This window comes from Flavobacteriales bacterium, assembly GCA_016779995.1.
Lineage (GTDB): Bacteria > Bacteroidota > Bacteroidia > Flavobacteriales > UBA7312 > UBA8444.
This window is the reverse complement of record JADHMO010000001.1, coordinates 335,475-349,212: the sequence shown is the minus strand read 5'-3', so window position 1 is coordinate 349,212 and position 13,738 is coordinate 335,475. Positions and strand designations below refer to the sequence as shown.

Below are 13,738 nucleotides of genomic sequence, written 5' to 3'. Positions count from 1 at the left end.
GTGTTAGTTACTTTTTTTCCACCATGGCTTTTTCTCTTGGATTTTATCCTCAGCATAATAACCATAACCATAGGTATTTCCATATCCATATCCGTACCCATAAGATGATTTATCGTTAGAAATATCATTTATTATGAGGTTAATATTGACTACATTATTCTTAATGACAGTTTCGTTAAAGTTATGTAGCATATCTTTTGTTGTGAAATTTTGTCTTACTACATAAATGTTTACATCAGAATGCTTCATCAAAATTAGTCCATCAGTTACTAATCCAATAGGAGGAGTGTCTATGATAATATGTTGGTATGTTTTCTTTAGCTCTTCAATAAAGTCTTTCATTTTATCTAAACTTAATAATTCAGACGGGTTAGGGGGTATTGGTCCAGATAGAATGATGTCTAAGTTTTCAAATTCTGTTTTTTGAATAACTTCATCTTTGGTGTTTTGATTACTTAGATAAGAGCTTAACCCTTTGTCATTGGATAGGTTAAAGTCATTAAAAATCTTTGGCTTTCTCATATCTGCGCCAATTAGAATTGTTTTTCCACGAGTAATACTAAAAATTGAGGCCAAATTCATAGCAACAAAAGTTTTTCCTTCACCACCAACGCTTGAAGTAATACAAATGACTTTCTCTTTTTTGTCAGATGCCAAATACTGTATATTAGTTCTTATAGATCTGAATGACTCTGCTATTCCTGATTTTGGACTATTGATATTAACTAAGTTATAAGCACTATCATTATGCATAATTTTACCAATTAGTGGAATGGAGGTTATTTGGTCTATATCTTTTTTATCTATGATTTTGTTGTTAAATAAAAAGTATAAACTAATGCTTATAGTTGGTAGAAAAACACCAAGTAAAATAGAAAAAATATAGATGAATGTTGTGTTAGGTTTAATTGGCAAGTTAGACTCTAATCGTGGCATATCAATGACTTTATGGTCAGATATGTTACTTGCTTTTGTTATAGATGCTTCAGCTCTTTTCTCTAGTAGGTAGTTGTAGATATTTTCGTTGAGGTTAAATTTTCTTTGAATTTTTAAAAGTATTCTTTCATTTTGTGGAAGATCACCAATTAAATTTTCAATTTCAGCAATTCTTGAGTTTATGTCTTTAAGAGTAAGCTCTGAACTACTGATGATATTTTCAATATTCTCAATTAATTTTTCCTTAGTGCTTTTGATTTGCTTTTTTATAGATATAACAAGCGGATGCTCTTGTTTTGAATTTACACTCACTACATCAAGTTGAGAATATAATTTAGTTAATTCAACAATATGGCTGTTTAGTAGCGGATCATCAATTCCCATAGTAGAAGGGGCAACAATATTATCAACATTGTTATTTTCAATCAAGTACTCTTCGAGTGAGATATAATACTTGTTGTTTAGCTCCAAAATAGCTTTTTCTTGTTCTAGCTTTTCTACTTGATAAAAAGCACCGTATTCTTTTTGCGACAGTTCTATTTTTGGATTTCTTTCTTTAAAAGTTTCTAGGCTACTTTCAACATCAGATAAAGAGTCTGAAATAGAAATTAGTTGTTCGTTTATAAACTCTATAGTATTAGATGTAATTTGATTTTTTTCATCTAAATCTGTAGCTAAATAAAGTTCGGTAAATTTATTAAGGAAGTCATTTATCTTTTCAGGATTTGAACCTTCTAAAGAGATTTTTAAAATAGAGGCATCTTTTTCTATTTCTATAACTTCTAAGCTTTTGAGATAATTTTCGGTCAAGTCGTTGTAGCTTGAAACTACAAAGAAATAGTTTACCCAATCTTCTTCTTTAAAAAGCGATAAGTCATTTTTAGAAATGGTAAAACTGAAGAAGTCAGTGTTTATTTTTTCATCAAACTTGTGTGAACCCTCGTAGTTAAAATCATACTCTTTATTTGAAATAAATGTCTCTGTACTTACATCAAATAGTTTAGTATTATTGAATTTTGCGGTTAAGATGAACTCGTTATCAGAGATTAGCTTAATAAAGAACTTTTGATTTATTGATTGAGGTTGATATTCATCAATGGTAATAATAAATGGTGTTTTTTTATAAATATCATCCGATTTAAAACTACCAGAGTGAAAGTATGAAATTCTAAAATTGAGTTTTTCTAATGTCTTTTTTGTTAATGAAAAAGATTCTAAAATACCTATTTCATTTTTAATGTTCTTTTGTCCCCCGAATAAATCTAAACCTTCAAAAACATCATCTGAGCCTAGACTGGCGTTACTTTCTTCCTTAATAAGTAGTGTTGTTGAAGATTTATAGATTTTTGTTGAATACCTATTGTATATAAATCCAACAATAAGAAACATCACAATGGAAAGGAGAATTTGTTTCCAGAAAATAAGGTACCTTTCTATGAAAATTTTAAGGTCTATTTTCTCTTCGTTATTTGCTTGCGAATGATTCATGAACAACTTTTAGTTAGAGTTTAAAATACCAAAAACAATGTTTGCAACAAGAGCAATACTAGATATAGCAGAAATATATATTTGAGCATTTGAGCTTCTCATACGAACATTTCTCAATGGTTCGACATAAATGACATCATCAGATTTTAACACAAAATTTTGTGAATATAGCGTCTCTATTTTGGTTAAATCTACATAGATAATATTGTTGTCTCTTATGAGTTTGATTTTCTTTCTATTGGCATAATCTGATAAATCCCCAGAAAGTCCCAAAGCTTCTAGTATTGTGATGTTATCTTTGTAAACCGTATAAGTTCCAGGGCGATTGACTTCTCCTAGTATGGTAATTTCAAAATTGATATGCTTGACTATCACCGTTGAGTTAACTAAAAAATCATTAGCTCTTGTTTGAATCTTTTCTTTCGCTTCTTCAACAGTTAAGTTTTTGAGATTAATTTTTCCAAGAATTGGAATTTCAATATTGCCTTGGCTATCCATAGTAAAACCATTAAGAAAAAGGTTTGCTGAGGTGGTTTGACTATTGTTAGCGTTATTTTCAATATTGAAAATATTAAAAGATTCTTCTTGAACTCCTATAATTTTAACATGTAAGATATCTCCTTCTTGTAGTTTATGCTTTGGATAATTGGCAGTTGTGATTTTTGAATTTTTATCCAAGTCTTGGTCAAGTAATACGACTTTATTCATTGACGAACACGATACAAGTAACATTGAAATGATTGATATGTATAAAGGAAATTTCATAATAAATCTTGTTATTTACTCAATACAAAAGTACTAAAGTTTTATCAGATAACCGTATAATGTTTGTAAAGGAAGTCCCATAACATTGTAATAGCAGCCGTCAATTGACTTTATTCCAATTTTGCCAATCCAATCTTGTATGCCATACGCACCTGCTTTATCACTAGGGTTGTAGTTGTTCACATAGTAGTCTATTTCCCATTCGGAGAGTGCTTTGAATTGTACCTTCGTTAATTCAGAAAAACTAAATTGATTATTTTCTTGATGAATACAAACTCCAGTAACAACTTCATGTGTTGAACCTGATAAGTTGCTGAGCATTTCTTTTGCTTCTTCCTTGTTCTTGGGCTTGTTTAGTACTTTATTGTTATGAATTACTATGGTATCAGCTGTAATTACAATTTCTTCTCCTTTTGGATGGAATGCTGAACTTTTCTTATTGGCTAGATATTCAGCAATTAAATGAGGGTTCATCTCTGACGGAAAATCTTCTTCTATGGGTTTTGTTTTTACTTCAAAAATAATACCTAAATCAGAAAGTAAGTCTTGCCTTCTAGGAGATTGGGAAGCCAATATTATAGTCTTGGTGTTAAGGTTATTTAACATAAAATAGCTTTAAAACAAAAGTGTAAAGACTAACATAGATAAAGTTCCTGTTAGCATTATTAATTTTATAGTTTGGCTGAGGTGGTGATATCCTTTTTTATCACTTACACTAAATAACTTTATGAAAAAGTAAATAAATGGTACTTCAACTATCAAGATAACGTATGCCGCAGCTAAATATGCTGGATACATAAGTTGAAAGTAGGCAACAACTCCAATGATAGATATTAATATTAAACTTAAAGATTGAACTATATTTTTAGCTGTTTTAGCTGAAACTATAGCAAAGGTAGTGTAGCCCATTTTTTTATCTCCACTGGCATCTTCGAAATCTTTAATTATTTCTCTAATAAAAGTTGTAATAAAAGCAAAAATGGCATAACCACAGATTATATAAAAAGCGTTCTCACTATTAGTGTCTGGATTGGGTATTATTTCATACAACGGAACAATAAGTAAAACTAAAGCAGCTAATAAGCTAATAAGTAGATTACCACTTAAATAAGCGCGTTTAAAATGAGTAGAGTAAAACCATAATGCACTGGAACAGAATAAATTTATAAAGCCAAGATTTATAATACCTACTCTCCATCCTAGAAAAAAACCTAGAAATACACCTATTCCGCTGAATACAAAGTGTAACAAAATAGCTTCACGTCTTTTAATAGTGTGGTCTATTATTAATTTTCTATTGTTAAGTCTATCAACTCTAGTGTCAAAGTAGTCATTAATGATATAGCCTGCAGCGGCAATAAAAATCGTTGACAATACTAGATAGAAAAATTGTAAATCACTAAGACTCTTACTATCAGTCATTGGTATAATTATAGCATAGCGAATTAGGTATTGACTAATAACTATAATTAAAAGATTCTTTGTTCTTATCAGTCTGAAAAAATCGATTAGTTTGACCATTTTCCTTGTACTTTAAGTGTTTGTTCTATTACATCTCTGACGCAACCTTGACCACCATTTTTATGTGAAATGTAGTCAGCAATAGCTTTTATTTCTGGTACTGCATCTTGAGGGCATGAGCTTAAGCCTACTTCTTTCATAACTTCCCAATCATTGATGTCATCTCCCATGTAAAGAATTGATTGTGAATCTAGTTCGTGAATATGCATTAAATCACTAAGAGCATCTTTTTTGTCGTCACAAGCAAGGTATACATCGTTAATTTTAAGATGTTTGAAACGTTCTGTAAGGCCTTGACTTTTTCCTCCAGAAATTATAGCAACTAAATATCCTTTTTTAATAGCTTCTCTTATTGCCATTCCATCTTTAACACTCATACTCCTCATTTGCTCTCCTGATGGGTGAAGTAATATTTTCCCATCTGTAAGCACACCATCTACATCAAAAATGAATGTTTTAATGTGATTTAGTTTTTCTTTATAATTCATTGACGTTTTTTAATACTTGCCGTTAGTAATTGATATATTTCTTTTTTTTCCTCATCATTCTGCAAAAGCACTAAATGTTTTTCTATTGTTTCAAAATCACCTCTTTTAGCTGGTCCTGTTTGAGCATTAGAGGGAGTTGTATGCTTAATCTTTTGTGCTGTTTCTAAAATTAACGGATGCAAGATGTCAAAAGGGATACCTTCTTTTTGACATACTTCTTCAGAGAGACGGTAAAGCATATTGCTGAAGTTACAACTAATTACGGCAGCAAGGTGCAAATTTTTTCTTTGTTCGCTGTTTAATTCTAAAACTTTATCAGAAATTGATTGAGCTATGTTTTTTAGTGTTTGTAATAAATCACTATTTGATGATTCTATACACACTGGAATGGACTTAAAGTTAACCTCTATATTTTTATTGAAGGTTTGTAAAGGATAAAAGACTCCAATATTTTTTCCATTTAAGTTAGATAGTGCTTTTGTTCCTGAAGTATGTACTTTTGGGAAAGTAATATGCTTTTCGATATCTTGAATACTATCGTCATTAACTGCGATAATGGCTAAATCTGAACTTATGATAGCTTTAGTGTCCGTGGTATAAGGTACATTTATCTCATTAGCAAGAGTAGAAGCCGATTCTACGGTTCTGCTGTATATCTGAATTATTTCATGACCTGCGTTTATCAATGCACGGCACAAATGAGTTGCTAAATTTCCTGCGCCTATCATTGTTATTTTTGTCATACTGAAATGTAGTTAATTGAGATAAAATCACCACAAAATTAAGTAATTTTGTACTTCCAAATTTAAACCTTTATGTTAGATAAATTTATTGCCTTTTTATTTTCAATGCGTCTGATGGCTATTTTGATACTCTTGTTTTTTGTTGCTATCGGATATGCTACTTTTATAGAAAATGATTTTGGTACTCAAACAGCTAAAGCTCTCATATATAATACAACTTGGTTTGAGATTATTATTGTACTTCTTAGTGTCAATATGATTGCGAATATCAATCGATACAAACTTTGGCGCAAAGAAAAATGGCCAGTATTACTTTTCCACATTTCATTTATTATGATTGTTATTGGTGCAGGTATTACTCGTTACATAAGTTTTGAAGGTATGATGTCAATTCGTGAAGGTGAGCAATCTAACCTAATTGTATCTGATCGTACTTTTTTACAGATAAATGTTCATGATAACGCTTATCAGTATAGTTATGATAAGCCTTTGTTGTTACACAATTATGAGGGGCCATTAGAGTTTTTAAAATCCAATAATTTTAGTCAAGACGTGAAGTTTTTAGATAACGATATTTCTGTAGATTACGTCGATTATATTCCTAATGCCGTAGATACTTTAGTTGTTGGTGAAGGTATTCCAACACTTACCATTGTTTTGGCAGGTGCTAATGGTAGAGAAACCTATTATTTACAAGAGGGTAGGGCAAAACGCTATTTGGGTTTAAACTTTTCTTTTGGAACACCCTTGCCAGGTCATGTCAATTTCTTTTATCAAAACGATGAGTTGATGGTTCAACTTCCTTCAGATGGAGAGTTCATGCGTATGGCAGATCGTTTTCAAGGCAGTGTCAAAAAAGATAGCATTCAACCCCTAATGCTACGTTCCTTGTACATGGTTGATGGTCAAAATTTTGTAATTCCCGTTTTGAATGAAAAAGCTACTCTGACACATTATGCAGGAGTAAATCCTGAAGGTCAAGAAATGGAAGACTTACTAAAGGTAATGGTTAGAAGTAATGGTGAAGAACAGCTTATTGAGTTATTTGGTGACAAGGGCTTTGTTAGTAATAGAAATCAGTTTCAGTTAGGAGGGCTAAACTTTTCCCTTTCCTATGGTTCTAAATATTACCAAACACCTTTTTTCATAGGCTTGAACGATTTTCAGCTTGAGCGTTATCCAGGTTCAAATAGTCCAGCTTCTTTTGCTAGTGAGGTGACTCTAATAGATGGTGAAGAAAAGACCAATCATCGAATCTTTATGAATAACGTTTTGGATTATCAAGGCTATCGTTTTTTTCAATCTTCTTATGACCAAGACGAATTGGGAACAGTTCTTTCTGTCAATCACGATTTTTGGGGTACTTGGATAAGTTATTTAGGTTATTTGATGATGACTGTGGGAATGGTAGCTACTATGTTTTCTAAGAAAACACGTTTTGCTTCATTGAGAAAAAAACTAGATGATTTAAGGCTCAAAAGGGCGCTTTCACTTTTGCTTTTTGTTTCCCTTTCATCTTCTATTTTAGCTCAAAGTTCATCATCAGTGGATTCACTTATTCAAGCCAATGCTATAGATAAAAATCACGCTGACAAATTTGGCAGATTAGTTGTTCAAGATGATGGTGGTCGCTTGAAACCTTTTAGCACAACAACTTCTGAAGTTCTTAGAAAAGTAAGTAGGAAGAGTGAGTATAAAGGTTTAAGCTCTAATCAAGTGGTATTGGGTATGTTACAGAATCCTTATTTGTGGCAGTTAGCACCAATGATAAAAGTAAATAATGATGAGTTACAGGAAAAACTAGGTTTAGAAGAAAAATATACATCCTTCTTATCATTTTTTAGTGATGAGGCTAAATATGTCTTAACAAATGATGTTGAGATAGCCTACGCTAAAAAACCAGCCGAAAGAAGTAAGTATGACAAGGAGGTAATGAATGTTGATGAAAGAGTAAACATTTGTTATATGGTCTATAACGGTTCTTTCATGCGCTTTTTCCCAATCCCTGATGATGTGAACAACAAATGGATATCACCATCTATGAATCAAGGTTTACTGATGGGTGATGATTCTTTATTTGTGAATAATATTCTCCCTATTTATTACAAGAGTTTACAACAAGCCTTAAATGACGGAGATTATGAAGTGCCAAATAATACCTTAACCGCAATAAAAAACTATCAATTGAAATTTGGTTCTGCTGTTTATCCATCGGATATGAAAATAGAATCTGAAGTATTTTATAATGAGCTTAAAGTTTTTAATCGCTTATCATACTACTATGCTATTGTAGGTTTAATAATGATTTTACTACTCATTCAGCAAATTTTAAAGGAAAGAAAATGGCGTAATTATATAATAAAATTTGCTCTTGTACTAGTAGGAATTGGCTTCTTAGCTCATACAATTGGTCTTATGGGCAGATGGTTTATTTCTGGACATGCACCATGGAGTAATGCTTATGAAAGTGTTATTTACATAGCTTGGGCAACCATATTAGCTGGATTCATTTTTTCGAGAAAAAGTTTAATGACTGTAGCAGCAACAGCTATTCTATCTTCCTTATTACTAATAGTTGCGGCTTTGAATTGGTTAGACCCCGAAATTACCAATTTAGTGCCTGTTTTAGATTCGTATTGGCTTATCATTCATGTAGCTATCATAACTGCTAGTTATGGATTTTTGGCACTTGGGGCCTTGTTAGGATTTCTCAATTTAATCTTAATGGTCATTCAAAGTTCAACGAATAAAAGTAGAATAGCAGCTAGTTTAAAGGAGTTGACATTTATTAATGAAATGAGTATTACAACAGGTTTATTTATGTTGTCCGTAGGTACTTTTTTAGGTGGTGTATGGGCTAATGAATCTTGGGGTAGATATTGGGGCTGGGACCCTAAAGAAACTTGGGCTTTGGCTAGTATGCTAATTTATATTTTTGTTTTGCACATGCGTTTCATACCAAAAATCAAGGGAATATTTGCATTTAACTTAGCTTCAATAGTAGCTTATAGTTCAATTATCATGACCTATTTTGGAGTAAACTTCTACCTTTCAGGTTTACATTCTTACGCTAAAGGTGATCCAATGCCTATTCCTTCATTTGTTTATTATTCTATCGTTATAGTTACTCTTGTTGCAGTATTAGCTAAATGGAGACAAAAACAATTAAGAAACTAAAGAAATACTCATTTGTATTTCTAATAACCTTATTACTGAGTTGTATGAATAGTTACAATTATGAGGAGAATTTATCTTTTTACGACATTAAGGTGAAAACCATTGATGGAAAAGATTTTGATTTGTCTACATTGAAAGGTAAGAAGTTATTAGTTGTCAATGTAGCTTCTAAGTGTGGATTGACACCCCAATACAAGCAATTAGAAGAATTATATAATGAGTATAAAAATCAAAACTTTACAGTTTTAGCATTCCCTTCTTCTGACTTTGCCAATCAAGAATATAGCGATAGTCAAAAGATATCCTCTTTCTGTCAAAAAAATTATGGCGTAACTTTTCCTATTTTTGAAAAAGTATCGGTCAAAGGAAAATCTAAACATTCCATTTATCAATGGTTGACAGAGAAAAATAAAAATGGTAAAAAGAATGTTTCGGTTTTGTGGAATTTTCAAAAATTCATTATCGATGAAAATGGTCAGTGGGTAGATTATTTTTTACCGACAACAAGTCCAAAATCAAAAAAAATAATAAAATGGATAAACAGCTAGATATATTAGCTTTTGGAGCTCACCCCGATGATGTAGAGTTAGGTTGTGGAGGAACAATAGCAAAACAAGTTAATTTGGGCAGTAAGATTGGCATAGTTGACCTTACAAGGGGTGAATTAGGGACAAGAGGTAGTGCTGAAATAAGAGATAAAGAAGCTGCTTTGGCGGCTCAAATATTGGGTGTTGAGTTTCGTCACAATATGGGTTTTAAAGATGGTTTTTTTCAAAATGATGAGGTGCATCAAATGGAGCTTGTGAAAATAATCCGAGAATATAGACCACGTATTGTATTAGCCAATGCTATAAGTGATAGACATCCCGACCACAAAAAAGGCTCTGACTTGGTTTCTACTGCTTGTTTTTTGTCAGGATTGCCCAAGATAGAAACAGGACAAGAAGCTTGGCGACCAGATGTGGTTTATCACTATATACAATTTGAAGAAATAGAACCAAATTTCGTTGTAGATGTTAGCGATTTTATGTCTATTAAAATGGAGGCTGTAAAGGCATTTAGTTCCCAATTTTTTGACGCAAGTTCTAAAGAACCTGAAACAATCATCTCTAGTCAAGGGTTTTTAGATAGTGTGCATTATCGTGCGGCTAACTTGGGGCGACTATCAAGAGTAAAATATGCAGAGGGCTTTACAACGGAGAAATTATTAGTTTCTGAAAGCTTAACAAGTTTAAAATAAGGCTTACTTTTTAATAGATTTAATGAGGTATTTTCTGTTATTGTTAGAAATAACTTCAATAACATATACACCGTCTTCATAGTTAGATAAATCTAACTCTATGTAATCGGTATTTCCATTAAACGAATTTCCTGTAAGATATTTTCCGTCAACCGTATAGATGGCATATTGATAGCTTCCAATTGAAGGTAAAGACACTTTTAATGGGCCACTTGTTGGAATAGGATAAGCATTAAGAAATTCAAAATCTTTTGTTTCAACTCTTGACGTATTATAACATGCTTTTAAATCAAATTCAGCAGCAGACGACCATGGCCCTCCATTAACTTCTGAGAGAGCTACAATTTTCATATGACTTCCTATTTTAGGATTTTGGAAAATGATGGTTTGTGGTGCTGATGTATTTTCAAATTGAATGATGGTATCGGCCGTGCCAAAATCATTAGAGTCGTTACTGAAATACAATTCCATATTTTTAATTCGACCATTTTGCCCATCTTGCCTTGTTTGGTAGGTAAACTCAAAAATTTTATACTCATTATTTAAGTCAATTTGCATTTCATGAGGATAGGGTATATCACCTGTACTCCACTGAGTATGCCAAATAGTACTTGCATCTCCATCAAAAGCCATAGTAGCATATCCTGGGTAGTTGATTTCTTCACTATCAACATAGGTTAAACTCCAATCCTCCTTTGAAACTAAGGCTGGATTGTTGCAGTTTTCTACCGATGGACATTCACTTGCATAAACCATATTGTCTATGGTTTTAGAGTATGTGGTGCCATCTTTGGTAACAGTTAAAGTAATAGAGTAATTACCCACCTCGCCTAATACAACTTTTGGATTTCTAATGTTTGTGTTTTCAATATACAAAGGTTCAGGGTCAATGCTCCATGTCCAACTGCAATTTTCATGATTTAGGATAGAATGGTCTTCTAGCTGAATAGTATCATTTATACAATCGATAACAGGACGATTTACCCAAGGCTGAATAATTGGTAAAAAATTTACTTGATCTAAGTCGATTTCCCAGACGCCTGATGTCCCAGCAACTCTTAACTTACTATCTCTAAAAAATGCTAGTGCGTGATTGGGGTCAGTGCCAACTGGAAATCCATTACCATATATTGACCATTCATTTTCCCCATCTCTTCTAATGTAGCATTGAGCATCTTGATTGTTGATGTTTGAGGTGAATAAATAGACAATATCATTACCTAATTCATCGGCTTGTACGACTATTGATTTAGCATAAGGATTAAGGTTTGCCGTCCAGTCTGTCCAACTGTCACCACCATCGGTAGATTTGAAAATCTTTCCTAAATCTGAAGACCAAATTCCATTTTGTTGACAAGCGTATATCGTATTAGCATCGTTTGGCGATATATCAAAATGTAGTTTTCCTTTCCAATAGTTTCCTCCATTTTGTGCATTAGTTAAATTCGGTTTAGCTGTCCAAGTATAACCACCATCTTCAGATTTATGTAAGCCTAAATTGACAACATCAGCATAGATTATATTTGGCTCGTTAAAGGCGATTTGAATGTATTTCACCCTTTGACCAAAATCATGCAATAATTCAAAACTAAGTCCCATATCATTACTTTTCCAAAATCCATCACCTTCTCCTAAATAAATAACTTCGTAATAATTGGGGTGGAAAACCATATTTCCTCTTCTACCACCATATTCGTCCATATTTGGATATTTAGAAAAAGGAAATCTTCCTTCTGGTGAAGATTCTGCTGAAGTAGGTAATATCCAGCCAGGTCCTAAATCATTAAAAGCAACATGCCTACTTTTACCTTTCATAACCCAACCCGTTGGAGATTCAGCACCACCCATTCTCAAGGCTTTTGGCTCATAAAAGTCAGCAATCGCCGTATTTCCGTTATGGTATCTTCCTCCAACAACAATATCTTCATTCCAACCTTGGTCAAAGCCCCACATATCAGAACCGACTATTAGATTGTTTTTAGATTGAGCATTATTTGTTTGCGTAAAATTATCTGAAGAATAGGTCAAGCCTCCATCTGTTGCCAACCATGCTCTATTGTTATCTAGAAGTACCATACATTGAGCATCTGGATGAATAGAAAAACTACCTCCATATCCACCAACAATGTTAAAGGTCTCACCACCATCGCTTGACTTGTATAGACTGGCTGTACCTGCAAAAATTACGTCTGAGTTATCAGGTGATACTTCAAAAACAAGGTCATAGAAACCTTGCCAATTATCAAGTGGAAAATTATCCGTTTGTCCTGTTGCTAATAATTCCCAACTATTACTTTGAGGATTACCTTTGTAGAGAATAGGGGTGTCATCAGAACTTAAAAGTAAAGCAAAAACATGTTCCGTATCATCTTGACTTACTGCTATTAATGCTCCTGACTCATCTTCTATGTCAGTAGGGAATGAATTGGATTCTGTAAAAGTTTGTCCTCCATTTGTTGAAATAAGAAATTTAAAATAACCATTTAATGTAGCTATGGCATAAACGGTCGATGCATCATCGCTTTTGAAGTGAATATCATAGGTTTGTAATTGTGATGGATTAGACCAATTTTGCCCACCATCAATTGAACGGTGAATTCCAGAAGAACCCGCAGAAATTATTGTATTGGAGTTATTTTCGTCAATTATGATTTTATCAGAACTAAATAGCCCATCATTAGCTAGTATGGGATTCCAATTTTGTCCTCCATCAGTTGTTTTATGGATTTGTGAATTGGCACTTAGATAGACAGTTTGTTCGTCCTGAGGGTCAATAGCTAAGGCGGTTATTCCTCCGTTAAAACTATATTCTTTAGCCAACATTGTCCAACTATCTCCATTATCTATAGATTTATTGACAAATCCGGTTTCTGTACCACAATACAATACATTATTATTACTTTTTGAGACATCAAAGGAGTAAACATTTACCTGCCACGGGCAACTAGCCATTGCTATTTCACCACCAGTTTCATTGAGAAAAAAAGTTTCTTTAGGACCTAAAAATTCCCAGTTATTATCAGAAACACTATTTGGCACATTTTGACTTTCAACATCTGTTGAATGATTAGGGATAATTATGCTGCCATCTTCAGAAACATATGGAATTATATGTCTAGACCATATCTTGTAATACCGTTCTACGGCTTTGAATTCTTTTTTTGAATTATCTAATTTCCAAAGGCTATAGTTTTGTTGTATGTCATAAAAATTAGCATCATTTTCGTACAATAACTTTGCCCATTTTGGAAATGATTCTTGAAATGTTGGCTTGTATGAAAGTATATTGCCATTGATATAGTCGTGAGCGACAAACTTGTCTTGAGCTATTAGGTTAATACTAAGAAATATTAAAAGGAAAGTGATTATTAGTCGCATTT

Annotated in this window: 10 protein-coding genes; 3 read left to right on the top strand and 7 right to left on the bottom strand. The window is 32.6% G+C overall.

The features are described 5' to 3' along the window. Positions 1 to 3: 3 nt before the first annotated feature. From ISP71_01580 to ISP71_01555, 6 genes are all read right to left on the bottom strand, one after another. Positions 4 to 2,424 (bottom strand): polysaccharide biosynthesis tyrosine autokinase, encoded by a 2,421-nt coding sequence (locus tag ISP71_01580; GenBank protein MBL6662768.1) that lies wholly within the window; start codon positions 2,422 to 2,424, stop codon positions 4 to 6. A 9-nt stretch (positions 2,425 to 2,433) separates the two neighbouring features. Next, a complete protein-coding gene (locus ISP71_01575; protein ID MBL6662767.1) occupies positions 2,434 to 3,189 on the bottom strand; it encodes a polysaccharide biosynthesis/export family protein in 756 nt (251 codons plus the stop codon). A 33-nt stretch (positions 3,190 to 3,222) separates the two neighbouring features. Then, complete coding sequence (maf, locus tag ISP71_01570; protein ID MBL6662766.1) at positions 3,223 to 3,795, bottom strand: septum formation protein Maf; 573 nt, start codon at positions 3,793 to 3,795, stop codon at positions 3,223 to 3,225. Positions 3,796 to 3,804: 9 nt separating this feature from the next. After that, positions 3,805 to 4,611, bottom strand: coding sequence for a geranylgeranylglycerol-phosphate geranylgeranyltransferase (locus ISP71_01565; protein MBL6662765.1), 807 nt, complete (start codon positions 4,609 to 4,611; stop codon positions 3,805 to 3,807). 86 nt (positions 4,612 to 4,697) lie between these two features. Further along, on the bottom strand, positions 4,698 to 5,198 hold the full coding sequence (locus ISP71_01560; protein MBL6662764.1) for an HAD-IIIA family hydrolase: 501 nt from the start codon (positions 5,196 to 5,198) through the stop codon (positions 4,698 to 4,700). Further along, positions 5,195 to 5,941, bottom strand: a complete 747-nt coding sequence (locus ISP71_01555; protein ID MBL6662763.1) for a DUF2520 domain-containing protein — start codon at positions 5,939 to 5,941, stop codon at positions 5,195 to 5,197. Before ISP71_01555 ends, ISP71_01560 begins: the two co-directional genes overlap by 4 nt. A 72-nt stretch (positions 5,942 to 6,013) precedes the next feature. On the opposite strand from ISP71_01555, the gene ccsA reads away from it, so the two are divergent. Genes ccsA through bshB1 form a run of 3 tightly spaced genes read left to right on the top strand, consistent with a single transcriptional unit; the run spans position 6,014 to position 10,358 of the window. Then, the gene (ccsA, locus tag ISP71_01550; GenBank protein MBL6662762.1) at positions 6,014 to 9,118 is read left to right on the top strand and encodes a cytochrome c biogenesis protein CcsA; all 3,105 of its coding nucleotides are present in this window, start codon (positions 6,014 to 6,016) and stop codon (positions 9,116 to 9,118) included. After that, a complete protein-coding gene (locus tag ISP71_01545; protein MBL6662761.1) occupies positions 9,091 to 9,666 on the top strand; it encodes a glutathione peroxidase in 576 nt (191 codons plus the stop codon). The genes ccsA and ISP71_01545 overlap by 28 nt, the downstream gene beginning before the upstream one ends. Next, positions 9,651 to 10,358: a bacillithiol biosynthesis deacetylase BshB1 gene (bshB1, locus tag ISP71_01540; protein MBL6662760.1), complete on the top strand. Its 708-nt coding sequence runs from the start codon at positions 9,651 to 9,653 to the stop codon at positions 10,356 to 10,358. Before ISP71_01545 ends, bshB1 begins: the two co-directional genes overlap by 16 nt. A 3-nt stretch (positions 10,359 to 10,361) precedes the next feature. Here the strand turns inward: bshB1 and ISP71_01535 are convergent, their stop codons facing one another. After that, the gene (locus ISP71_01535) at positions 10,362 to 13,736 is read right to left on the bottom strand and encodes a discoidin domain-containing protein (protein ID MBL6662759.1); all 3,375 of its coding nucleotides are present in this window, start codon (positions 13,734 to 13,736) and stop codon (positions 10,362 to 10,364) included. Between the last annotated feature and the right edge of the window lie 2 nt (positions 13,737 to 13,738).

Bases quoted from the DNA above. Each gene is read 5' to 3' on its own strand.
- ISP71_01580 (MBL6662768.1), bottom strand. From the start codon at position 2,424: ATGAATCATTCGCAAGCAAATAACGAAGAGAAAATAGACCTTAAAATT.
- ISP71_01575 (MBL6662767.1), bottom strand. From the start codon at position 3,189: ATGAAATTTCCTTTATACATATCAATCATTTCAATGTTACTTGTATCG.
- ISP71_01535 (MBL6662759.1), bottom strand. From the start codon at position 13,736: ATGCGACTAATAATCACTTTCCTTTTAATATTTCTTAGTATTAACCTA.
- ccsA (MBL6662762.1), top strand. From the start codon at position 6,014: ATGTTAGATAAATTTATTGCCTTTTTATTTTCAATGCGTCTGATGGCT.
- bshB1 (MBL6662760.1), top strand. From the start codon at position 9,651: ATGGATAAACAGCTAGATATATTAGCTTTTGGAGCTCACCCCGATGAT.
- maf (MBL6662766.1), bottom strand. From the start codon at position 3,795: ATGTTAAATAACCTTAACACCAAGACTATAATATTGGCTTCCCAATCT.
- ISP71_01560 (MBL6662764.1), bottom strand. From the start codon at position 5,198: ATGAATTATAAAGAAAAACTAAATCACATTAAAACATTCATTTTTGAT.
- ISP71_01555 (MBL6662763.1), bottom strand. From the start codon at position 5,941: ATGACAAAAATAACAATGATAGGCGCAGGAAATTTAGCAACTCATTTG.
- ISP71_01545 (MBL6662761.1), top strand. From the start codon at position 9,091: ATGGAGACAAAAACAATTAAGAAACTAAAGAAATACTCATTTGTATTT.
- ISP71_01565 (MBL6662765.1), bottom strand. From the start codon at position 4,611: ATGACTGATAGTAAGAGTCTTAGTGATTTACAATTTTTCTATCTAGTA.